We start from the raw sequence: 23,212 nt of genomic DNA on the forward strand, positions 1-23,212 counted from the left end.
GCGAAAGGCACAATCATGGCGCTCACCCTGCAAGACCTGAAACACGAGAAAGTGGGAGCCTGCGTGTCGGGCGGACTCGACAGCCGCACGATCGCCAAGGTGCTCACCGAAAACGGCGTGGACGTTGTCGCGTTCACTGCCGATCTGGGACAGCCCGACGAGGTGGACATCGCCGACATCCGCAAACGGATGAAACCGTGCGGCGTCGACACGATCCTGGTGGATCTCAAGCGGGAGATGGGCGAAGCCTGCTTTGAAGTGATCGAGGCTCAGGCCATGTACGACGGCGGCTACTGGAACTCGACCGGCATCGGCCGGGCCGTGACGGCCCGGGGCCTCATCGGCGCCATGCGCAAGAAGGGATGCACGGTGCTGTCGCACGGAGCGACCGGCCGCGGCAACGACCAGATGCGCTTCGAACGCTACACCAATGTCCTTGCGCCGAAGATGAAGGTCTACGCCCCCTGGCGCGACCCCGAGCTGCTGGAGCGGTTTCCGGGACGAACGCAAATGGCCGCCTACCTCGCGAGCTTCGGCATCTCCGCGCCGGCAGGCAAGAAGGACAAGAAGTATTCGACCGACGGCAATCTGGCGGGCCTGTCGCACGAGGCGGAGGACCTCGAGAGTATCGAGACGCCGATGATGATCGTCACGCCGACCATGGGCGTGTGGCCGATGCAGGCGCCGGACAAGCCCGAAAAGGTCGCCATCCGCTTTGAGAAGGGGCGCGCCGTGGCGATCAACGGCAAGGCCGTCGATCCCGTGCGCGCCATGATGCTGGCCAACACCCTCGGCGGCCGCAACGGCATCGGCATGAAGCACGCTCTCGAAAACAGGATCATCGGCACCAAGAGCCGCGGCGTCTACGAGGCGCCCGGCATGGAGCTGCTCGGCGCCGCCCTGCGCTTTCTCTATCAGGCGGTCCTCGACCGCCGCGCGACCGCGCTGTTCCAGCAGCTCTCCAAGCTCGTGGCCGACCAGATCTACGACGGCCGCTACTACGACCCGATGACCCAGGCCGCGCGCGCCGCGATTCGGGTCTTTGCCCGTCCCGCCAGCGGCACGGTGACCGTTTCGCTCTACAAGGGAAACATCTTCTTTCACGCGCTCAGCGACTGCCCCGCCTCGCTCTACAACGAGGCCGATTCCTCGATGGAGGCCAGCAACGGCCTCAATCCGGTCAGCTCCCAGGGCTTTGCCGAAATTCAGAGCGTCGAAGCCCGCATGATGGCAGTGGCCCGGCAGATTCGGCTGTAACCGGGAACATTTCGGGACGCCGACATGTCTAACCCCCGTGAGCAGAGTCAGGAACGCGCAACCGAGGAGGCCCGCGTGAATGACCTCGTGCACAAGGCTCAGGAGGGGAGCATGGAAGCCGTCGACGAACTGGTGCGCACGTACCAAACGCCCATTTTCAACCTGGCTTACCGCATGGTGAACCAGCGCGAAGAGGCGTGCGACCTGACCCAGGAGATCTTTATCAAGGTCTGTCGTGCCATCCGGTCGTTCAAAGGCCGGTCGCGGTTCTCCACCTGGCTCCAGGCGCTCGCCATCAACACCTGCCGGAGCCGGCGGCAGCGCCTGAGGCGCATCGGCTTCTTTGAGGCAACCTCGCTGGATGCCGTGCCTGAGGGGGCGGATGCCCCTTCCCCTCGCCATGAACCGGTGGACGCCGGCGACCGACCTGAAACCGAGCTTGTTCGTCACGAGACCCAGGAGATCGTGGGCCGCGCCATCGCGACACTTCCAGAGGATTTCCGAGAGGTAATCGTCATGCGCGATATCCAGGGTCTGAGCTATGAGGAAATCGCCGAGGCGACGGGCTGCCAGACCGGCACCGTCAAGTCACGCCTCTCGCGCGCCCGCGCCAAGGTCAGGGATGAGCTGTTACGGGAGGGTCTGCTATGCCGTGTGAACGGATAAAAGCGTGGATGAGCGACCATCTCGATGGCCGTCTGGATGCCGCGCGCGTCCGGGATCTGAACGCGCATCTGGCCGGTTGCGAAGCCTGCCGCCGCGAGTGGAACGATCTGCGGCAGACGGTGGCGCTCATCCGCAGCTTGACGCCGCTCGCCCCGCCCGTCGACCTTGTAGACTCGGTCCGCCAAGGCCTCGCCGCTTCCCGGCCGACACGTCTGGCGGTGTTTTGGCGTGTGCTCAATCGACCGCAGATACGCGTTGCCCTGGCGGCATCGGTGGTCATCCTGGTGGGGTTCTATGGCTGGCGGAACCTGACTATCAGCCCGGTCACCCCTGAAGAATGCGTGTCTGCTGCCTGCAGACAGGTCGATGCACCGGCCGTCGACACGCTGGCTGACGCGATGAAGGTGCCCCCCCCCACTGTTGTCGGCAAAGATCAGGACCTGGCACCACGCCCTGCAGATGCCCCGGTGACGGTGATTGCCCCAGTCGGCGGTAATCGCCTCGAAAAAATGCCCGCCGCTCAAGCGGAGGAACGCCATTCCCTGCAAAGACGCGATGGGATCTGGGAGAAGCGCGAATCCAGCGACCCGTCGGCCGACGAAAAGCGACAGCCTCCCGGGCTGAGCATCGGGGACGCATCGCTTGAACGCGAGGAGCCGTCCGTCGTTACCTTCGCAGCGCGGGCACAACGGATGCCTGAAGCCGTCACCGAACCAGTCGCGGCGGCGGAGGAACGAGCCGTGGCATTTGAGGCAGGAGCCGACGCTTCCGATGACGGCGTGACTCTGGATGCGGCCGCAGCGCCGTCTGTCGCCAAGCGCGTGGCGAAGGCACCCCTCGCGTCCCGCATGGCAACCGACGTGCATCCGCTCCAGCGGGAGATCGTCCTGACCGGCGGCGATCCCGCAGCCGCCCGCCAGATTCTGGCACGCTACGTCGTGCGTGCGAAGACCCGGGAAATGAAGGAAGGCTATACGGCTGCCGCCAGCCGGGTGACCTCGTCGGATAAAGCCAAAGCCGACACCGCCGGCCTTTCGGGCTGGATCAACGCAGCCGATTACGACCGGCTGCTGGCCGATCTCAAGGTCGCCGGAACCGTCACCTTCCGTCCGGTCGAGCCGTCCGAAAAGGACGCCCAGGCGACACCGGCCTCCGAGTCCGGCCGGGTCTGGGTCTCCATTATCCTTCCGCCACCCGAGACGTGACGTCATTCATGGGGCATGTCGGCGGCGAGCATGCCGCAGGCGGCGTAGATGTCCTTGCCGCCGCTGTAGCGCCGGATGACGGGGGCGGCGAGATGAAGGCGCAGGGCGTCGCGAAACGCATTGCGCTCGGCGTCATCCGGCGGACGAAAAGCGCCGGTGTCATCGTTCACATCGATCAAATCGATTTGCACCGGGAGGTCGCCCACCCAGTCGGCGAGCGCTCGCGCGTCATCGGCGGCGGTGTTGAAGCCGGAGATGAGGATCCAGGCGAGCGTGATGCGTCGGCCGGTCGCGGCGTGGTACTCGGCAAGCGCGGCGCGCAGGTCGCCGGACGGGTGGACCGCCTCGACCGGCATGAGGGTGCGCCGCTTGGCGGCATCGGCCGAGGTGAGGGAAACGACCAGTTTGAAGGCGTGCGGCTCGCGCGCGAGCCGGCGGATGCCCGGGACGATGCCGACGGTGGAGAGGGTGATGGCCTTGGCGGCGATGGCGAGGCCCGAGGGTTCTGAAAAAACGCGCGCCGCCTGCAGGACAGCATCGATGTTCAGGAGCGGCTCCCCCATGCCCATGAAGACGACGCCCCGCACGGGCAGGGACGTGTCGCGCCGGATCTGGGCAACCTGGGCGACGATCTCCCATGGTTCCAGATTGCGCGCGAAGCCGATCCGGCCCGTCGCGCAAAAGGCGCAGCCCATCGCGCAGCCCGACTGCGAACTGACGCAGACGACGGCCTTGGCGGCGCCGGGCCGGTGAGCGAGAGGAATGAGCACCGCCTCGAAACGCGCGCCGTCGGCGGCGGCAAAGAGGTACTTGCAAAAACCATCGACGGCCGACACCCGGCGGTCGACAAGCGTCAGACGGGGGATGCAGAGGTGGCGTCGGATCTCGCCAAGCCAGCGCTGTGAAATCGTGGAGTCATCCTCGGGCCATGCACCCTGCCGCAAGGCAGACGATTGGAGCTTGCGCGCCAAGCGCGGCGTCATGCCGAGCGTACCGAACCGGTCAACCAGCTCCCGCGCCGTCAGGGCCGTGACGGGATATTCCGTGCTTTGCGCATCGGCCGTCATGGGAATCATTTCCTGTTATCCCTGACGAGGGTTCAGGCGCGTGGGTTACCGCGTCGCCTGAACCCTCTGGCGCGGCTTTTGTGTGATGTTCGGGGCTGCGCCCCATCGTCTGTTGCGCGGCACTATACCGCGCCCGACATAAACGGCGCAATAGTCGCATATTCTGAAACGTTTGTCACCCTTTCCTGATAATATGGACATTGCTAAGAGAGAAGTAACCTGAATTGCTGTCTTGTCACAGAAGCGGCTCGCATTGTAAACTGCGGCCTGCACACGGCTCGTGCGGACGGGGAGGCGCAAAGGAATGGCTGCGGGGCAGGACGATCTGACGCCGATGATGCGGCAATACCGGCGGATCAAGGGCGAGTTGCCGGAAGGGGTTGTGCTCCTCTTCCGGCTCGGCGATTTTTACGAGATGTTCTTTGAGGACGCGCGCCGCGCCGCGCCGATCCTGGGCGTGGCGCTGACGCAGCGGGGCGGCACGCCGATGTGCGGGGTGCCTTATCATGCGCTTGACGGCTACCTGGCCAAGCTGATCCGGGCTGGCGTGAAGGCCGCAGTCTGCGACCAGATGGAGGACCCCGCCGCCGCGAAGGGGATCGTGCGGCGCGAGGTGACGCGCGTCGTCACCCCCGGCACGGTGACCGAGGACGCGATTCTCGACGCCACGCGCAACAACTACCTCGCCGCCGTCTCCGTCGGACCCAGCGGTTTCGGCATGGCGCTCTTTGACCTTTCCACCGGCGTCTTCACCGTCGAGGCGGTTCCCGGCACCGAGGCCCTGCGCGAAAACCTGCGGCGGCATGCGCCCAGTGAATTGCTCGTGGGCGCCGAAGCCCGGCGTGGCGCGGCGTTGGCCGGGGCGCTCGCCGACTGCGGCGCGGCGGCGGTAACCGAGGGGGACGACTGGACGTTTGAATATGACGCGGCGTATGATCGGCTGGTCCGCCATTTCGCCGTGCATTCGCTCGATGGATTCGGCTGCGAAGGCGCCCCCCTACTCGTGGGCGCGGCTGGCGCGTTGCTGCATTACGTGGTCGACGAATTGCACCACCGTGTGGGGCATGTCCGTCGGCTCCAGGTGCGCCACGGCGAGGACTTCCTCCTTCTTGACGAGGCCACCTGTTCCAACCTCGACATCCTCCCCTGCCGGGGCCGATCGGCCCAGGCGACGCTGCTCGGTGTGCTCGACAACACCCGCACGCCGATGGGCGCTCGTCTCCTGAGGGCCTGGCTGACCCGCCCCTTGCGGCGGATCGCGTCCATCAACGCCCGGCTCGACGCGGTGGAGCGCCTGATGAAAGACCGCCCCCTGTTGAACGGGTTGCGCGGACGGCTGGCGGCGGTGCGCGATCTGGAACGGCTGATCGCCCGTATCGGCGCGGGGCGCGGCAACGCGCGCGACCTGCAGGCGCTGGGCGCGTCGCTGCTGCCCGTGCCCGGCCTGCGTGAATGTGCGGCAGGCGCTGGCGACGGGCTCCTCGCGGCGGCGGCGGCGGAGCTCCATCCGCTGCCCGACCTGGTTGATCTAATCGGACGCGCCATCGCCGAGACACCGCCGATCAGCCTCCGGGATGGCGGACTCATCCGCGAGGGATACTGCCCCGATCTCGACGAGCTCCGCCGGATGGCCAGCGACGGGCACGCCTGGCTCGCCCGGTATCAGGCTCAGGAGCAGGAACGCACCGGAATCAAGACCCTCAAAGTGCGTCATAACAAAGTCTTCGGGTACTACATCGAAGTCTCGAAAGGGCAGGCCGGCGCCGTTCCGCCCGAATACGAGCGGCGGCAGACGCTCGTCGGCGCCGAGCGGTTCATCACCCCCGATTTGAAGGTTTACGAGCAGAAGATCTTCGGGGCGCAAGACCGGGCGCAGGCGATGGAGTACGAAATCTTCTGCACCCTGCGCGACCGGACGGTGGAGCAGACGGCCGCCATCCAACAGACCGCCGACGCCATCGCGCAGCTCGACGCGCTGGCCTCGCTGGCCGATCGTGCGCTGGCGCTGGACTACGCGCGCCCGCAGGTGCATGCGGGCGACGAGTTGGTGATCCGCGAGGGGCGCCACCCCGTGATCGAGCAACTGCCCGGCTCCGAACGGTTTGTCCCCAACGACACCCGGTTGGACGGGCGCCGCAACCAGGTGGCCGTGATCACCGGGCCCAACATGGCGGGCAAGTCCACCTACATCCGGCAGGTCGCGCTGATCGCGGTGATGGCCCATGCCGGATCGTTCGTTCCCGCGCGCGAGGCGCGCATCAGCCTGCTGGACCGCATCTTCACACGCGTCGGGGCGGGCGACGACCTCGCCCGGGGCCGAAGCACCTTCATGGTGGAGATGCAGGAGGCGGCCAACATCCTCAACAACGCCACGTCTCACAGCTTGATCGTGCTCGACGAGATCGGCCGCGGCACCAGCACCTTCGACGGCATCAGCATCGCCTGGGCGGTGGCCGAATATCTCCACAACACGCCTCAGGTCAAGGCCAAGACGCTGTTCGCGACCCACTACCACGAGCTGACCGATCTCGCGCTCACCCTCACAGGCGTCAAGAACTACACCGTCCAGGTGCGCGAGCATGGCGACGGCATCGTCTTTTTGCGGAAGATTGTGCCGGGGGCGGCCGACAAAAGCTACGGCATCCACGTGGCGCGGCTCGCCGGCATGCCCGGCGACGTCGTCGAGCGGGCGCGGGAGATACTGGCCAACCTCGAGGAGGGCGAGATCGAGGCGGGGCTGCCCAAGCTGGCCAAGACCGCGCGCCGCAAGGAGAACGAACTGCCGGGACAGATGACGCTGTTCGAGCTTTAAATCAGCTTCACCCGCGGCAGATCCTGAATATCCACGCAGCCGACGAGCCGACAGGCATCATCCACCACGGGCAGATCGTCGATCTTATACTTTTCGAAGATGCGCAGGACATCCACGGCGAGCTGGTCCGCGCGGACGTGGATGGGGTTGGCGGTCATCACCGTGCGCAATTCCTGGGCAAGGACGCCGGGGTTGGACGCCAGCAGCCGACGCAGATCGCCGTCGGTGAAGATGCCGGCCAGAAGCCCGTCCGGCGTGGCGATGCAGGCCGAGCCGCATTTGGCGCCGGTCATCGCCATGATCGCGTCCTGAACGGTCTTGTCGGGGGCGAGGACGGCGATCCGCTCGCCCGTGCGCATGATGTCGCGCACGCGATAGAGCAGGGCGCGGCCGATGGCGCCCGCAGGATGGAGCAGGGCGTAATCCTTCTTCTCAAAACCGCGGGCGTCAATCAGCACCATGGCGATGGCGTCGCCCACGGCGAGCGTGGCGGTGGTGGAGGTGGTGGGCGCGAGGTTGAAGGGACACGCCTCCCGCTCGATGCAGACCAGCAGGACGATATCGGCGCACTTGGCGAGCGAGCTGCCGGGGTTGCCCGTCAGCGCGATGATCGGGATGCCCAGCCGGCGGACTGCGGGAATCAGCGCGAGCAGCTCGTCCGATTCGCCGGAGTAACTCAGGGCAAGCAGGATGTCGTTGGGCGCGATGAGGCCCAGGTCCCCGTGCAGCGCCTGCGTGGGGTTGAGCATCACACTGGTCGACCCCGTGCTGGCCAGCGTGGCGGATATCTTTTCCGCGATATGCAGGTTTTTTCCGACCCCGGTCACGACAATCTTGCCGCCTTCGGCGAGCGTGCGCAGCAGCCGGTCAATCGTTGCGCAGAAACTGTCGCCGAGGGCTGCGGCCGCCTGTTGCAGCCCGCTGGCCTCGGTTGTGAGCACCTGCTGCGCGCGTGTGATGTAGTGTGTCTTGGTCATACCCAAATCATCCTTCTGGAGTCCGTATAATGGGTGCCTGCATGCAACGCCGGCGTGGCGCCCGCCTCCGTTACCGGGGCACTAAGAATAAGGCGCTTCGCGCGCGTCGTCAATACGGCTGTTCGGAAATCCCGAGAGGACCTCGCAACCGGTCGGGGTGATGAGCACCACATCTTCGATGCGGACCCCCAGCTCGCCGGGCAGATAGACCCCGGGTTCGACCGTCACCACCATCCCCGGGCGGATCACCGTCTTGCAAGACGCGGCACAGGCGGGAGCCTCATGCACCTCCAACCCGAGCCCATGTCCGAGGCTGTGCCCGAAGGCTCCTCCGTGGCCGGCGCGGTCAATCACGTCGCGGGCCAGGGCATCAACCTCCGCGCCGGTCATCCCCGGCCTCAGCTTGCGGATGACGGTGCGGTTCGCACGGAAGACCAGCGCGTGGATCTCGCGAAACCGCGCGGAGGGGCGTCCGCAACACACGGTTCGCGTCAGGTCGCTGCAGTATCCGCCGAGCTTGAGTCCCGCATCGAGCAGCAGCGGCTGGCCCGGCAACCACGGATCATCTCCCGGCACGTGGTGGCATTCGGCGCCGTTGGCGCCAACGCAGACCACGGCGTCAAAGGCCTCACCGTCGCCCAGCGTGTCGGCCTCACGCCGGACCGCCTTGCGAATATCCTGTTCAGACTGCCCCGGCCGCGCGCCGCGCAACACCCGTTCAAACAGGCGGTCATTCGCGCGGATCACCCGCCGCAGCGCCGCCTGTTCGGCCGGCGATTTGATGGCGCGCTGCCCGGCGATGAGGCTGTCCACATCGGTCCATCCGGCAATCTGGGGCAGCGCCTGCTGCTGGGCGGTGTGGACCGCCACCGCCAACGAGCCTTCGTAGCCGGCCCGGCGCCAGGATCGGGTCAACCGGCGTAAGATCCGCCTGGCCTCGTCGCCGCGGCCGCAGTCGCCGCACGGCATCCAGGCGAGTGCGCGGCGGGCGGCGATCAGATAGCGGAAATCGGTGAGCAGGGCCGGGCCGCTGCGGACATCCACGGCGAGGATGCCGTTGGAAGAGGCGAATCCGGAGTAATAGAGCCGCGCGATCGGCGACCGGACGAGCGCGCCGTCCAGCCCCGTGCGGCGCAACGCATGCATCAGCCGCTCGCACCGGCTGCGGCATTCCGCCGCCGAAAACGCTCCAGCCATCATTCTGTCGTCCTCCGAAGGGCTAGTTCAACTCGCCATATTTCTCAAGCAACTCGCGTTCCTGCTGCTTAAGCGCGCGCTGACTCAGCGAGAACCGGTAACCCCTGATCCGCCACCATTTACGGTTGCGCAACTGCCAGAGGAGCACCCATTCGCGCGCCTCGCCCATCGTGCCGGGAACCAGCCGCATCCAATGCTTGTAAATGCCCGACAAATCGATCCACTCCATCCGCTTGCGGATCTGACCGGGCATCCACCGGATGTTGATGGCGGAGGGAAAATCAAGCAGCATCGGCGCGCCGGCCGCGTCCATGAGAATATTCCCGGCGTTGCGCAGGTCCAGATGGGCAATGCCGCGGGCATGCATGGCCTGCACCAGCGCCTCCAGACGGTGAAAGAACGTCACCGGCACATCCCCGGCGGAGAGGTTCCGCAGCGGAGACCCCTCCACAAACCGCTCGCCCAGCGCGAACCGATCCATCCGGAACGCTCCCGCGGGTATCCCCGGCAGCCCGTGCAGTTTGCGCAACACGCGCAACTCGCGCCAAACCATCCAGACGCCCCCGGTCCACCGCCACAGCGCCACGCACGCGCGGAAGTCTTTCACCACCCAGGGGACGCCGTTCACCTCCACGCGCCACACGTCGGCATTGCACCAGTGTCCGTGATGCAGACGTGTGCGGGCGACACTCTCGAATAGGTTGCGTGTGAACACCTGCGCCATCAGCCTTCCGCCGTGATCGGCTTTTGCCGAGCACACGAGGCCGCCCCGCACTGCCGGCAACCGCTGCCGCACGAGACATCCTCGCCCGTCCAGCAGAACGTGCAAATGTTTTTGCGCGGGAGGCCGATCGCATCGGCCAAGTCCTGCACACGCTGATACTTGAGCGACGTCAGGCCGAGCCGTTTCTGGATACGCCCGACCATCTCCTGATGCCGCCCGCCATCGGGATCGACATAATCCCGGGGGTCAGCCGCGTCGCCCTCCAGTTCCTTGATGGTGCGGCGCGCGGCGAGGTCCTGCTCGCTCGTGGAGCGGGAGAAGTTGAGAAACTTGCAGCCGAAGAGCAACGGCGGGCAGGCGATCCGCATGTGGATCTCGCGCGCGCCGTCGTCGTAGAGCCTGTGCACCTGGTCGCGGAGCTGAGTGCCGCGAACGATCGAGTCGTCGCAGAAGATCAGGCTTTTTCCGCGAATCAGGTCGGCAATCGGAATCAGCTTCATCCGGGCAATCAACTCGCGATGCTCCTGAACCGAGGGCATGAAGCTCCGCGGCCAGGTGGGTGTGTATTTGACGAACGGCCGCGCAAAAGGTATGCCCGCTGCGCGGGAATACCCCAGCCCATGCCCCATGCCGGAATCGGGGATTCCGGCCACAAAATCGGCGCGCAACCCGCCGTCGTGCTTCGCCAGCGCCTCGCCGCACCGGTAACGGACACTCTCCACGTTTTGCCCCTCGTAGGACGACGCGGGGTACCCGAAATAGACCCATAGAAAGGCGCAGATCGCGAGCTCGGCGCCCGGCTCGCGGCATGTCTCGACGCCATCCTGCGTCAGCCGGACAATCTCGCCCGGGCCCAGGTCACGCACCGGCAGATAGCCCAGATTGGGCAGGCTGCACGACTCCAGCGCGAAAGCGCGCGCATCGCCCTTTTCCCCCAGCGTCACGGGCGTCCGTCCGTAGCGGTCGCGGGCCGCGAACAGGGTTCCGTCATCCTTCAACACCAGCACCGAGCAGGACCCGCAAATCCGCTCCTGGGCATAGCGGATGCCAGCCTCGAACGAATCCTGCGTATTGATCAACGACGCAACCAACTCGGTCGGATTGACCCCGGCGCGGCTCATTTCAGAAAACTGCACGCGGTGCTTGGCGTAAAGCTCGGCCACCAGCTCCGGCAGGTTGGTCACCACGCCGACCGTGACAATCGCAAACGTGCCCAGATGCGAGGCGATGATCAGGGGCTGGTCCTCAAAATCGCTGATCACTCCCACGCCCGCACGGCCCTTGAAGAGGTTGAAGTCGCCCTCAAACTTCGAGCGAAACTGAGACGTGCGGATGTCGTGAATCACCCGCGTGAAGCCATCCTCGCCCAAAACCGCCATGCCCCCCCGCATCGTGCCGAGATGCGAATGGTAGTCGGTACCGTAGAACAGATCGGTCACGCAATCGTGCTTGGCCACCACGCCGAAAAAACCGCCCATACTCAAACACTCCCGTTGAGAGCCAACAACCCACATCTGACCCGAATCAGCAGAATACCCTACTTCGGCGGGCCGCTCAACCTAAAACCTAAAATTAGAATTGCTGCAGCCAGCAATGAGTCCTTACCAGACGCGCCGTTTTATGATACAGTGACGCCCGAACAAAACGCGACTTGGGAGCACACATTCAGCATGTCCAAGGCCACAACCAGTTCTGATTCGGTCGGTGTCGTCGAGCCGCAGACGCTGCGACTGAATCTGCCGCCGGGCGGTCTCCGCCTCGAGCGGGGCGGTCTTCTGCCGGAGGTGGACATCACCTACGAGCGTTGCGGGACACTCAACCCGGCCGCCGACAATGTGATTTTTGTCTGCCACGCCCTGACCGGCGACGCCCACGTCACCGGCATTCGCCCCGGCGAAACCCGACCGTCGGGCTGGTGGCAGGATATGATCGGGCCGGGACTCGGGATCGACACCCGCCACTATCACATCGTCTGCGCCAACATCCTGGGCGGATGCAAAGGCACCACGGGACCCGCATCCATCAATCCCGCAACCGGGACACCGTATGGCTCGCAGTTCCCGGAGATCACCGTCGGCGACATCGTGACCGTGCAGCGCCTGCTGCTCGACCAACTCGGCATCCCGTATCTGGCGGCGGTGATCGGCGGCAGCTTCGGCGGCATGCAGGCGCTGGAATGGGCGATCCGCTATCCGGATTTTGTCGGCCGCAGCATCGTGATCGCCGCAGCCGCCAGCCTCAACACTCAGGCGCTGGCCTTCGACATCATCGGCCGCCAGGCGATCGTGCAGGACCCCGCGTGGCGCCACGGCGATTACTACGACCGCGCCGACGGACTCGGACCGCCCAGGCAGGGACTGGGCAGCGCCCGCAAGCTCGCGCACGTCACCTACCTCTCGCAACAACTGATGGAGACAAAATTCGGGCGCGAGAAACGGCCCGAATGGCTGAACGCCGACGATGCGTTTCACGCCGAGTCGCGCCGCACCTTCCGATCCTATTTCCAGATCGAGAGCTATCTCGAACACCAGGGCGCCAAGTTTGTGGAGCGGTTCGACGCCAACTCGTACCTCCACATCACCCGGGCCATGGACGATTACGATCTGGAAGATGCATTCGGCTCGCTCGACAAGGCTTTTGCCGGGGTCAAGGCGCAGATGCTGATCGTCGCCCTCAGCGGCGACTGGCTCTTCAAACCTGAACAGTCGGCCGAACTGGTCACCGCGCTGATCCGCAACCGCAAGCGGGTCTCGTACTGCCATCTCGACGCCCCGGCCGGCCACGACGCCTTCCTGACCCATATCGCCGACTTGAAGCGGGTGATCCGCGCCTTCCTGCCGTGGGTGGGGACGCCGGAGACCGGCGGCAACACCGTCAGTGGCAACCGGTTTGACGAGCTGGAGGACGCGATCATCGTCGGCCTCGTCCAGCCCGGCAGCCGCGTCTTGGACCTCGGCTGCGGCGACGGCGCCCTCATCTCCAGGCTCGAACGCGAACGACAGGTGGCCGGCACGGGCGTGGACATTGACCTCGGCCATATCGTCCGCACGATCGACGCCGGACACAACGCCCTCCTCGAAGACATCAACGACGGGCTCCAGATGATCCCCGATGACTCGTATGACGTGGCCGTTCTGGGCGAAACCCTTCAGGTCGTGCTCCGCCCGCGCGATGTGCTCCACCAGATTCTGCGGGTCGCCCGCGAAGCCGTGGTCGCCTTTCCCAACTTCGGCTATCTCCCCGTCCGCGGAGGCCTCCTTCTCGCAGGCCGCATGCCCAAGGCCAAAGCCCTTCCGTATGAATGGTACGACACGCCCAACATCCACCTCTTCACCCTCGCCGACTTCCTCCGCCTGTGCGCACAGGACGGCATCACGGTGAAGCGAATCCACGGCCTCTCCCGCAGTTGGATCGGCCGCCTGCTATGCCGCCTCGGCTTCCACAATCTGGGCGCCGACCGCGTCATCGCCCACGTCACCCGCCCCTCAAACACGGACCGTCCAAACCCGGTCACGGATGATCCCTAAAGGAGTTGTTCATGGAAAAGTGGCTCGACCAACATCTGCCCAAACTGGTGCGTGATCTGTCGCCCTGCAACGACTGCCCCTTGTCCAACACCGAAAAGGAGGTCAATCTCCCCGGCCAGCGGGCGGTGGTGGAGGTTTTGGAGCAGTTGATCGGCATTCTGTTTCCCGGTTGCCACGGCCATGCGCCGGTCACGCAGGACACCTGCGAACAGGGCTTGCGCAAGATTCTCGCCGAGACCGCCGTCAGCCTGCGCGACCAGATTCAGCGGGTTTTCGAATATCAGTGCGCGTTCGAAAAATGCAGAAGCTGCGGCGATTGCAGGGAACGGGCTGGTGCGGTGGTGGCCAAACTGCTCGACGCGCTGCCGGGCATCCGCGCCGCTTTGCGCGAGGACATCCAGGCCGCCTACGAGGGCGACCCCGCAGCCCGATCAACCATGGAGATCGTGCTGAGCTATCCCGGTGTCTATGCGGTGAGCGTTCACCGCCTGGCCCACGCCCTCTACGCGGCGGGCGTCCCCCTCCTGCCTCGGGTCTGGAGCGAGCACGCCCACTCCCGCACCGGCATCGACATCCATCCGGGTGCAACCATCGGCTCGGGGTTCTTTATTGACCACGGCACGGGCGTGGTCATCGGCGAGACCTCCATGATCGGCTCGCACGTCAAGCTCTACCAGGGTGTCACGCTCGGCGCCTTGAGCTTTGCCAACGACGAGCAGGGCAACCCGATCAAGGGGATCAAACGCCACCCGGACGTGGGCGACCACGTCGTGATCTACGCCGGCGCCACGATCCTGGGGGGCGAAACCGTCATTGGCCACCACTCGACCATCGGCGGCAATGTCTGGCTCATCCATTCCGTGCCGCCCCATTCCAAGGTTTACAACCAGCAGCCCAAGCCGCTCATCCGGGAATCCGGCCAGACACCGGCCCCGTAACCACCGTTGGGAACGTGATCGCCATGTCCTTTCAAGGCCACCTCAAATATGGAACGTCGCTCCTGCATGTCGGCGAGGAGCGCCTCAAGCAGGCGCTTCTGCCCCGCGTGCCGCTCTGGATCGAGACCTACCACCTCACGCTCACGACCGTCCTCTGGTCGGCGCTAATCCCGCTTTTCTGCCTCTTCGCGCGCACCTCCGCCCAGTGGTTGTGGGCCGTCAATGCCTGCATCATCGGCCAGTACATCACCGACCTGCTCGACGGCGCCGTCGGCCGCGCGCGCAATACCGGCCTCAAGAAGTGGGGCTATTATGTCGACCACTTTCTCGATTTTATTTTCTTGAGCGCGATTTTCTTCGGCTACGCGGTCCTGCTTCCCGCCTCGTTCCATAAGATGATCCTGTTCACGCTGGTCATGTTCACCGGCTTCATGATCCACTCTTTTCTGGAGTTTGCCTGCACCAACCGCTTCGCGATCTCCTATTTGGGCGTCGGGCCGACGGAGATCCGCCTGCTCTTTATCGCGATCAACGTGCTGCTGGTGATTTTTGGCAAAACGTATCTGGCCGCCGCGCTCCCGTATGCGGTCGCCGCCTCGCTCTTCGGCTTATTCGTCACCGTCTACCGCACCGCGCGCCACCTGTGGCACATTGACATGATTGAAAAAAACAAACCCTCATGAATGCTCCCTTTCGCAAACGCTTTCTGACCGCACTGGCCTTGATGACCATCGCCGGCGGCTTGATCTGGTGGGGCGCGAAGCCCGTCATCCGGATGTGCGGTCTGGCCGCGCTCGCCGCTTCGGCCCTGAGTCTCGCCCTCTCGGCCCGCGACCTGCGCCATCATCGCCGTCACGCCAAGACCTATGTCCGCCACTTCGCGGTGGCCTATGCGCCCCATTTCGTGCTTGCCATCCTCTTGGCTCACCTCCTCCGCGCTTGGGTCCTCTTTGCCCCCCCCACCCTCTCGCCGCTGCTGGCGGTCGGCGGCGTGCCGCTGCGCGAACAACTCGACGCCGACACGGCCCGCCTGCTCGCCCTCAGCGGCAACCCCGATGCCGACATCCCCGTCTGCCACACGATCACCACGCGCTACCAGACCTTCTACCAGATCGATCCCGTCGCCGACCCCCGCAGCCATGCCGACGCCTTTCTGCTCGCCTTCGCCGCCCTGCTGCGCGAGAACGCGCTCCGCACGACCCCGCACGACGCCATCACCGATGACCGCGCGGCGACCCGCCTGGCCGCCAGCGCCGCCTATCTCCCGCTCGTCCGAAACAACAGCCCCGACAACCCCCTCCTGCCGCTGATCGACGCCGATCTGAAGACCCTGCCTGCGCGGCTCCTGCGCCCCCTGCGCTTCCCCCTGCACGCGCTGCGCCGGTATGCGATCGAGGAGTAAGTCCATGAATCCCCAGACGATCCCCACCCCCGCCTTTGTCGTCGACGCCGCCGCCCTGGACCGCAATGTCGCGATCCTGGCTCAGGTCAAGGCGCGCACAGGCTGCACCATCCTCCTCGCGCTCAAGGCATTCTCCATGGTTGCGGCGTTCGACCGGATCCGTACCCGGCTGGACGGCGTCTGCGCCAGCTCGCTCCACGAAGCCCGCCTGGGCCGCGAAGGCTTCGGCGGCGAGGTGCATGCCTTCGCTGCGGCCTTTTCCGAAACCGACTTCCGGGAGATGCTGCCGCTGATCGATCATGTCACGTTCAATTCCTTTCGCCAGTGGCGTCAGTTCCGTCCCCTGCTCGAGGCCGCCGGCCATCCCATCGCCGCCGGCTTGCGCATCAACCCGGAACACAGCGAGGGACACACCGCGCTCTACGACCCCTGCGCCCCCCGCTCGCGCCTCGGCATCCGGCGCGACGCCTTTCAGGGCGAGTCGCTCGACGGGCTCACCGGCCTGCACTTCCACTGCCTCTGCGAACAGAATGCGGATGTGCTGGAGCGGACGCTGGCGGCGGTCGAAGCCCGCTTCGGGGATCTGATCCCCCGCTTCGCGTGGATGAATTTCGGCGGCGGCCATCACATCACCCGCAGCGATTACGACGTGGATCGGCTGTGCCGTATCCTCACTGATTTCCGCGCGCGCCACGCCGACATGACGGTCATCCTCGAACCGGGAGAGGCCGTCGCCCTCAACGCCGGCGTTCTGGTCGCCACGGTTCTCGACGTGGTGGTCAACGAAATCCCCATCGCCATCCTCGACGTCTCGTGCACCTGCCACATGCCCGACGTGCTGGAAATGCCTTACCGTCCGCGGGTCTACCGGGGCGAGGCGTGGGACGGCCGCGCCGACGCGCCCGCAGGCGCCGAGTTCGGCGGCGCGCCCGGCGAGAAATCCTGCACCGTCCGCCTCGCCGGCCCCTCGTGTCTGGCGGGAGACTGCATCGGCGACTATTCGTTCGCACGCCCCCTCCGCCCCGGCGACCGGCTGGTCTTCGAAGACATGGCCCACTACACCATGGTCAAGACAAACACCTTCAACGGCATCAACCTGCCCGCCATCGTGCTGCGCCAACCCGACGGCACGCTGACCGGGGTCCGCCGCTTCGGCTATGCCGACTTCGCCGCGCGGTTGTAACCCGGCCAACCCGGACTTCTGAAACAGTATGTCACGCTTGCCCTTCAGCATCGCCGCAACCGCATCCCACTCGGGCGCTCGCGCGGCGGAATTTGAGACCCGGCATGGCCGGGTTCAGACGCCGGTGTTCATGCCGGTGGGCACGCAGGCCACGGTCAAATGCCAGACCGTGGATTCGCTGCGTGAGGCCGGGTCCAGCGTGCTGCTGGCCAACACCTACCACCTCATGTTGCGCCCCGGCGCAGCCGTATTTGAGCAATTCGGGGGCATTCACCGCTTCATGCAGTGGGATCGCCCGGTGCTGACCGACTCCGGCGGCTACCAGATTTATTCCATGCCGCAGGATTGCCGGCTCACCGAGGCAGGCGCGCAGTTTCAGAGTTATATTGACGGGCGCTGGGTCCTGCTCTCCCCGGAGACCAGCATCGCCATGCAGCGGGTGATCGACAGCGACATCATGATGCCGCTGGATCACTGCATTTCGTCCACGTCACCCCGCGCCGAAGCCGAATCCGCGATGGCGCGAACGCACCGCTGGGCGCTGCGAAGCCTGGAGGCGCGCGGCGATTCGCCGCAGGCGCTGTTCGGCATTGTGCAGGGCGCGGCATTTCCCGACCTGCGCGAGGCCAGCTCCGCCTATTTGACCAGCCTGCCGTTCGATGGCTTTGCGGTCGGCGGCCTCGCCGTGGGCGAGACGCGGGAGCAGCGCGAGGATCTGACCGCCGCCGCCACCGCCGGTCTGCCGCATGACCGGCCCCGCTACCTGATGGGCGTCGGCACGCCGGTGGATGTGCTCGAGGCGGTGCATCGCGGCGTGGACATGTTTGACTGCATCATCCCGATCGCGCTCGCTCAGCGCGGCACGGCCTATACCTCGGAAGGCCGCCTGCACATGCGGCGCGGGTGGTACCGGCTGCAGGATCAGCCTCTGGATCCGGGCTGCGCGTGCTCGACCTGTCGCCACTATTCACGGGCGTATCTCCACCACCTCTTCAAATCGGATGAAGCGCTGGGGTGGCATCTGCTGGGACTGCACAACCTCCATTTCTACCATCACCTGACCCGGGAGATCCGGGCGCGCATTGTGGCGGGTGATTTTCTCGCGTACTACCGGGCGCAGCGGGAAGCCTTGGCGCGCGTCGATGGCGACTCGCCGGGCGCGCGCCGTCCGCAGCCGCGGCCCGTGCCACGCCTGCGGCTGGGTGACTACGAAGTGCAGCGGGCGGAAGCGGGGTTTTCCAGCATTCGCCACTGCAGCTCCGGCGAGGTCATGCATTCCGTCAGCAATCCGGTCGAGGAGTCGCGCCGGCTGTATGTGGAGCAGTCCGGGCTGACCGGGCGTCTGCGCCTTCCGGAGGCGCCGGAACTGGTGGTGTGGGATGTCGGCCTGGGCGCTGCAACCAACGCGATGGGAGCGGTGCGCTGCTGGGAAGCCGCACAGGCAGACGGCCGGCCGATCCGCCCGATGCGGATCATCAGCTTTGAGCGCGACCTCGATTCGCTGCGCCTGGCCGTTCGCCACGCGGCCCATTTTCCGCATCTGCACCATGCGGCGCCCAGCGCCATTCTCCAACACGCCTGCTGGGCGCATGCCACACGCGGGCTGCACTGGACCCTGCTGGCGGGTGATTTTAGCGAGCACCTGACGTCGGCACCCCGGCCGGATCTGATTTACTTCGACCCCTTCTCCTACAAGACCGACGGCGCGCTCTGGACGGCCGCGATGATGGCTCGGATCTTTCAGGCCTCGGCTCCGGGCGAAACCGCGCTCTTCACCTATACCGCCTCCACCGCCATTCGCGCGGCGTTGCTGGCGGCCGGTTTCTATGTCGCGCGCGGCGTGCCCACCGGACCCAAGGCCGAAACGACGGTGGCGTGTACGCATCCGTCCTGCTTGTCCGTTGCCGGGGTTGCGGCGCCGCCGCTGCTGGATCATCAGTGGCTGGAGCGCTGGGATCGCAGCGGCGCCCGTTATCCATCCGATATCGCGTCCGACGCACAGACCGAATTTGCCCGGCAGATCTTCGCCCATCCGCAGTTTGCTGGCCAGACGTAAGAATGGAGGGCTTCGCGGTCACGTGCCCGCTCGCCCCGAGAATCCCACACCTGGTATCCGGTTCTCATGACTTCTTCCCCGAAGTAGTGGTGGCGGGAGCGATCATAGCACGCCCCTACCCTGTTGAAACGAAAACGGACATGCATCGCGTTGCGGATCCGTTTTTTGCATGTCGCATGATTGATTTACACCGAAAAACCTAATAAAAACAGCTTTTCAGGGGTAAAAGTGTGTTTGTAATTGTGTGGGGTTTTTGCGCCCGTTTTTCATCCTGTTTCAGAGGGTTAAGCCCACACAGAGAAAATCGGTCTGAGAAACAAAAAAGCCCGGTTTTATTGGTGGTTGCCAACAAAACCGGGCTTTAAAGTGGTCGGGGAGGGGGGATTTGAACCCCCGACTTTTTGGTCCCGAACCAAACGCGCTACCAGGCTGCGCTACTCCCCGATGACCTGTGAGGTCAAGTGGGTTCGTACAATAGCTGAATCTGGCGGTTACGTCAAAAAGAATCTTTAACTCGTTGACCCGTTCGCCTTCTCCCCTTACAATGATCGGCGCTATGGACTTCCCCGTTTATCCGCTGGTTTTTAAACCGGCCTACAAGGACTATGTCTGGGGCGGATCCCGCATCGGGTCGGCGTTTGGACGTCAGGGCGTGCCGCCGATCTGCGCCGAATCGTGGGAGCTGTCGGCCCATCCCGACGGCCTGAGCCGGGTTGCCACCGGCGCGCTCGCCGGCCTCTCCCTCGCGGATCTGACCCTGTGCCACGGCGCCGCGCTGGTCGGTGCCCGCGCCCCCGATCCCACCCGCTTTCCTTTGCTCTTCAAGCTGATCGATGCCCGTGATCGGCTCAGCGTGCAGGTCCACCCCAATGCCGCGACTGCGGCACAGCATGGCGGCGAGCCCAAGACCGAGATGTGGGTGGTTCTGGATAGCGAACCCGGGGCGTTTATTCATGTCGGGCTGAAGCCCGGCGTCGGACCGGACGATCTGCGCCGGGCGCTCGAAACGAAACAGGCGGGCGACTGTCTGAACACACTGGCCGTCCAAGCCGGCGACGCCATCCTGATACCCGGTGGCTTGGTTCACGCGATCGGCGCCGGCTGCCTGATCTATGAGGTCCAGCAGAATTCCAACACCACCTACCGCCTCTATGACTGGGACCGCCTCGGCAGCGATGGCCGGCCCCGCCCCCTCCACGTCGCGGAGGCGCTGGCGGTCATTGACTGGACGCTCCCTGCGCCGAAGCTGCTCCGCGAGGATCCCGCCGGAACGGCGGTTAACGTCTGGCACGACGTCCTGTCCAGCCCGTTCTTCCGCATGCGCCGCATCCGCCTCGAACACTCCGAGACCGTGATCCGCGACAGCGGGAGCTTTCAGGCTCTTTTTGTCCATTCTGGCACCGCCTCCGCCACGATCAACGGCGTGACTGTGCCCCTCCCCTGTGGCACGAGCTGCCTGATTCCGGCGGCAGCTTCCCGCTGCACGATCAGGGCCGATGAACCCGCAAACCTCTTGCTGACCACGTTACCCGTATGATCCAATCCTCCTATGAAATCGCCCGGCCGTTCGGCATTCCGATCCGGCTGGATATGTCGCTGATCATTTTGCTGTTCTTTTTCGTCAGCGACACGGGTTCCCCGCTCTACGGTCTGGCAGCGGGCCTCGCGCTGCTGCTGTCAATCACGTTGCATGAATTGGGACACAGTCTGGTGGCCATGGCCTTCGGGTGCCGGGTGCGCGACATCACGCTGATGATGATGGGCGGCTGCGCCACGCTCCTGAACATGCCGCGCAAAGCCTGGCAGGAGTTTCTGGTCGCCGCCGCCGGGCCAGCGGTCAGCCTGTCGCTGGGCCTCTCGGGATTCTGGATGGTCCACCACGTACCCCTTTCTGCCCCTGTGGCTGGCTTCATCTACCACCAGATCGGATGGCTCAATATCGTGCTCTGCATCTTTAACCTGCTGCCGGCCTTCCCGATGGACGGCGGACGAATCTTTCGCGCGATTCTGCAGCAATTTTTCATGTCGCGCGTCAAGGCCACGTGGATCGCCGCGCGCGTCGGCCAGTTTGTGGCGTTGCTGATGGCGGTCTCGGTAGGCTACTCCTTTCTGAGCGGGAACGCGCGTGGTTTCATGCTGATCCGCCTGCTCATCGCCTACACCATCTACCGCGCGGCTGAACGGGAGTATCAATCGGTTCTGGCCGAATCGCGCCAGGATGGGCCGTTCGACGGCTTCAAGGGGCCGCCCGGCGACGAGGTGCTCATTTCGCCGCCGCCCTACCGCTCCGGCCGCGAATGGACGGATATCAAACGACTGTGATGACATGCCGCACCCCCGATTTGCCTATGACGCGATGACGCTGCGCAAAGCCTACTCGGGCGTGGAAAACACGATTCACGGGTTTATCCGAGCGTGGGCGGCGCACGGACCGGAGCCGTTGCGTGTCTATGCGCCCGTCCGCACGCCGCTGCCCGTTCCAGACTCGCCGCAGGTTGACGTGTGCGCGGTCCACCTTCCGGCCTCCTCGCGGCTAGCCCGGATCGTCTGGGAGCACACGCGACTGCCGCGCCGCCTGCGGCAGGACCAGGCCGCGCTGCTGCACGCGCCCGCCTATGTCGCGCCGCTGGCCGCGCCGTGTCCGGTGGTGCTGACGGTGCATGATCTGCACGTCTTCACCCATCCGGCGTGCTGCACCTTCGAGAACCGGCTTTACTACCGTCTCTTCCTCCCCCGCTCGATCCGCCGGGCGGGAGCGATCATCGTCTACTCGGAACACGTCCGCCGGATCGTCGCGGCGCGCTATCCGGATCAGGCGGATCGCATCGCGCTGATCCCGCCCGGCGTCGATCCCGATCTGGCTCCGGTCAGCGACCCGGAACGACTGGATGCCGTGCGTGCGGCCTGGCGTCTGCCCGGCCGGTTCATCCTGTTTGTCGGCGATCTCGCCCCGCGCAAAAACCTGCCGCGTCTGCTGGAGGCCTTCACGCGCCTGATCGCCGAACGGCCTGACCGGCGCGATGTGCACCTGGTGCTCGCCGGGGCGGGGGGGCTCAACCGCGTGCCGATTGACGCCCTGTGCGCGCGGCTCGGCGTGGCCGGTCGCGTACAGACGCTGGGTTATGTGCCGCGCGCCGATCTCGTGGCGCTGTACAGCCTGGCGGCGGTGCTGGCGTTTCCCTCGCTCGATGAAGGGTTCGGACTCCCCGCGCTCGAAGCGCTGGCCTGCGGCTGTCCCGTGGTCTGCACGCCGGGCGGCGCCTCCGAGATTTGCGGTCCGGCGGCAGCGTGCTGCGATCCGCTCGACATCGCCTCGATCACCCGGGCGCTGGCCGGGCCGCTCGATCATCCCCTGTCCCGTCCGGCCCGCGCCGAAGCCGGCTTCGCCCGCCTCGCTCGTTACTCGTGGCCCGCCAGCGTGCCCGCCACGGCCGCGCTGTATCGGGAGGTGTGCGCGCGCACCGGTTACTAGATACAGAGGCCGCCATCCACGGAGAGCACCTGGCCGGTTATGTAGGCGGCGTGCGGCGACAGGAAGAAGCGGATGACGGCGGCGATCTCGGCGGGTTCGCCGAAGCGGTTCAGGGGGATGGCGGTGAGCTGCTTGGCGCGGCGGGTTTCGGGCATGTCGGCGGTCATGTCGGTGGCGATGACCCCGGGTGCCACGGCGTTGACGGTGATCCCGGACGGGGCCAACTCGCGAGCGACGGACTTGGTCAGGCCCAGGAGGCCAGCCTTCGAGGCGCTGTAGGCCGCGCGCATGAGGTCGCCAAGGAGGGCGGCATCGGACGAGACATAGACGATGCGTCCGCTCCGCTGGCGCATCATGCTGCGGATCACCGCTTTGGTGCAATAGAAAGCGCCGTCGAGATTAGTGGCGAGGACGGCGCGCCAGTCCTCCACCGCAGTCATGGCGGTGAACTGCGTGCGGATCACGCCAGCGTTGCAGACCAGCCCGGTGATCGGGCCAAGCGCGGTCTCGACGGCCTTGACCATCGCGGCGGCCTGGACAGCGTCTGAGACATCGGCGCAGAAGGTCTGGGCGCGGCCGCCGAGGGCGCGAATTCCGGCCGCGACCGCCTCGGCCTCTTCGGCGCGCGACCGGTAATGAACCGCCACGGTCCAGCCATCGGCGGCCAGGGCCAAGGCTGTGGCGCGGCCGATGCCGCGGGATGAACCGGTAATCAGGCAGAGGGGCATA

At 65.6% G+C, this 23,212-nt stretch carries 18 protein-coding genes, 1 tRNA gene and 1 pseudogene; 13 read left to right on the forward strand and 7 right to left on the reverse strand.

The window, feature by feature from the left end:
* Positions 1 to 15 precede the first annotated feature (15 nt).
* The 3 genes from argG to FJ222_02265 are packed head-to-tail and all read left to right on the forward strand — an operon-like array spanning position 16 to position 3,128.
* Positions 16 to 1,257 (forward strand): argininosuccinate synthase, encoded by a 1,242-nt coding sequence (gene argG / locus FJ222_02255; GenBank protein MBM4163254.1) that lies wholly within the window; start codon positions 16 to 18, stop codon positions 1,255 to 1,257.
* Positions 1,258 to 1,281: 24 nt separating this feature from the next.
* Positions 1,282 to 1,923, forward strand: a complete 642-nt coding sequence (locus tag FJ222_02260) for a sigma-70 family RNA polymerase sigma factor (protein MBM4163255.1) — start codon at positions 1,282 to 1,284, stop codon at positions 1,921 to 1,923.
* The gene (locus FJ222_02265; GenBank protein MBM4163256.1) at positions 1,905 to 3,128 is read left to right on the forward strand and encodes a hypothetical protein; all 1,224 of its coding nucleotides are present in this window, start codon (positions 1,905 to 1,907) and stop codon (positions 3,126 to 3,128) included. Before FJ222_02260 ends, FJ222_02265 begins: the two co-directional genes overlap by 19 nt.
* A gap of 2 nt (positions 3,129 to 3,130) precedes the next feature.
* Here FJ222_02265 and FJ222_02270 read toward each other — a convergent pair whose 3' ends face one another.
* On the reverse strand, positions 3,131 to 4,204 hold the full coding sequence (locus tag FJ222_02270; protein MBM4163257.1) for a radical SAM protein: 1,074 nt from the start codon (positions 4,202 to 4,204) through the stop codon (positions 3,131 to 3,133).
* A 295-nt stretch (positions 4,205 to 4,499) separates the two neighbouring features.
* Here FJ222_02270 and mutS point away from each other — a divergent pair, with 295 nt between their 5' ends.
* A complete protein-coding gene (mutS, locus tag FJ222_02275) occupies positions 4,500 to 7,007 on the forward strand; it encodes a DNA mismatch repair protein MutS (protein ID MBM4163258.1) in 2,508 nt (835 codons plus the stop codon).
* Here mutS and FJ222_02280 read toward each other — a convergent pair.
* The 4 genes from FJ222_02280 to FJ222_02295 all read right to left on the reverse strand — a co-directional run bounded on the left by FJ222_02280 (position 7,004) and on the right by FJ222_02295 (position 11,383).
* Positions 7,004 to 7,984, reverse strand: coding sequence for a KpsF/GutQ family sugar-phosphate isomerase (locus FJ222_02280; GenBank protein ID MBM4163259.1), 981 nt, complete (start codon positions 7,982 to 7,984; stop codon positions 7,004 to 7,006). The genes mutS and FJ222_02280 overlap by 4 nt on opposite strands.
* A gap of 81 nt (positions 7,985 to 8,065) precedes the next feature.
* Positions 8,066 to 8,860: a M24 family metallopeptidase gene (locus FJ222_02285; GenBank protein ID MBM4163260.1), complete on the reverse strand. Its 795-nt coding sequence runs from the start codon at positions 8,858 to 8,860 to the stop codon at positions 8,066 to 8,068.
* Between the two features lie 343 nt (positions 8,861 to 9,203).
* Positions 9,204 to 9,905, reverse strand: a complete 702-nt coding sequence (locus FJ222_02290) for a hypothetical protein (GenBank protein ID MBM4163261.1) — start codon at positions 9,903 to 9,905, stop codon at positions 9,204 to 9,206.
* A complete protein-coding gene (locus tag FJ222_02295) occupies positions 9,905 to 11,383 on the reverse strand; it encodes an amidophosphoribosyltransferase (protein ID MBM4163262.1) in 1,479 nt (492 codons plus the stop codon). Before FJ222_02295 ends, FJ222_02290 begins: the two co-directional genes overlap by 1 nt.
* Positions 11,384 to 11,575: 192 nt before the next feature.
* Between FJ222_02295 and FJ222_02300 the strand changes: the two are divergent.
* The 6 genes and pseudogenes from FJ222_02300 to tgt all read left to right on the forward strand — a co-directional run bounded on the left by FJ222_02300 (position 11,576) and on the right by tgt (position 19,011).
* Positions 11,576 to 12,730, forward strand: a pseudogene (locus tag FJ222_02300) (homoserine O-acetyltransferase).
* A 713-nt stretch (positions 12,731 to 13,443) separates the two neighbouring features.
* Positions 13,444 to 14,370, forward strand: a complete 927-nt coding sequence (locus tag FJ222_02305; protein MBM4163263.1) for a serine acetyltransferase — start codon at positions 13,444 to 13,446, stop codon at positions 14,368 to 14,370.
* Positions 14,371 to 14,393: 23 nt separating this feature from the next.
* On the forward strand, positions 14,394 to 15,053 hold the full coding sequence (locus tag FJ222_02310; protein ID MBM4163264.1) for a hypothetical protein: 660 nt from the start codon (positions 14,394 to 14,396) through the stop codon (positions 15,051 to 15,053).
* Positions 15,050 to 15,772 carry a hypothetical protein gene (locus FJ222_02315; GenBank protein ID MBM4163265.1) on the forward strand — a complete coding sequence of 241 codons (723 nt, stop codon included), beginning with the start codon at positions 15,050 to 15,052 and terminating at the stop codon, positions 15,770 to 15,772. The genes FJ222_02310 and FJ222_02315 overlap by 4 nt, the downstream gene beginning before the upstream one ends.
* The gene (gene nspC, locus FJ222_02320; GenBank protein ID MBM4163266.1) at positions 15,756 to 16,955 is read left to right on the forward strand and encodes a carboxynorspermidine decarboxylase; all 1,200 of its coding nucleotides are present in this window, start codon (positions 15,756 to 15,758) and stop codon (positions 16,953 to 16,955) included. Before FJ222_02315 ends, nspC begins: the two co-directional genes overlap by 17 nt.
* 28 nt (positions 16,956 to 16,983) lie before the next feature.
* Positions 16,984 to 19,011, forward strand: coding sequence for a tRNA guanosine(34) transglycosylase Tgt (gene tgt / locus FJ222_02325; GenBank protein ID MBM4163267.1), 2,028 nt, complete (start codon positions 16,984 to 16,986; stop codon positions 19,009 to 19,011).
* 367 nt (positions 19,012 to 19,378) lie between these two features.
* Here the strand turns inward: tgt and FJ222_02330 are convergent.
* Positions 19,379 to 19,455: transfer RNA gene (locus FJ222_02330), tRNA-Pro, on the reverse strand.
* A gap of 100 nt (positions 19,456 to 19,555) precedes the next feature.
* Here FJ222_02330 and FJ222_02335 point away from each other — a divergent pair.
* Genes FJ222_02335 through FJ222_02345 form a run of 3 tightly spaced genes read left to right on the forward strand, consistent with a single transcriptional unit; the run spans position 19,556 to position 22,483 of the window.
* Positions 19,556 to 20,548 carry a class I mannose-6-phosphate isomerase gene (locus tag FJ222_02335; GenBank protein MBM4163268.1) on the forward strand — a complete coding sequence of 331 codons (993 nt, stop codon included), beginning with the start codon at positions 19,556 to 19,558 and terminating at the stop codon, positions 20,546 to 20,548.
* Positions 20,545 to 21,333 carry a hypothetical protein gene (locus FJ222_02340; GenBank protein MBM4163269.1) on the forward strand — a complete coding sequence of 263 codons (789 nt, stop codon included), beginning with the start codon at positions 20,545 to 20,547 and terminating at the stop codon, positions 21,331 to 21,333. The genes FJ222_02335 and FJ222_02340 overlap by 4 nt, the downstream gene beginning before the upstream one ends.
* Positions 21,230 to 22,483 (forward strand): glycosyltransferase family 4 protein, encoded by a 1,254-nt coding sequence (locus tag FJ222_02345; protein MBM4163270.1) that lies wholly within the window; start codon positions 21,230 to 21,232, stop codon positions 22,481 to 22,483. Before FJ222_02340 ends, FJ222_02345 begins: the two co-directional genes overlap by 104 nt.
* Here FJ222_02345 and FJ222_02350 read toward each other — a convergent pair.
* Complete coding sequence (locus tag FJ222_02350) at positions 22,480 to 23,211, reverse strand: SDR family oxidoreductase (GenBank protein ID MBM4163271.1); 732 nt, start codon at positions 23,209 to 23,211, stop codon at positions 22,480 to 22,482. The two genes, FJ222_02345 and FJ222_02350, sit on opposite strands and share 4 nt — an antisense overlap.
* Position 23,212 lies beyond the last annotated feature (1 nt).

This window comes from Lentisphaerota bacterium (genome assembly GCA_016873675.1).
Lineage (GTDB): Bacteria > Verrucomicrobiota > Kiritimatiellia > RFP12 > JAAYNR01 > VGWG01.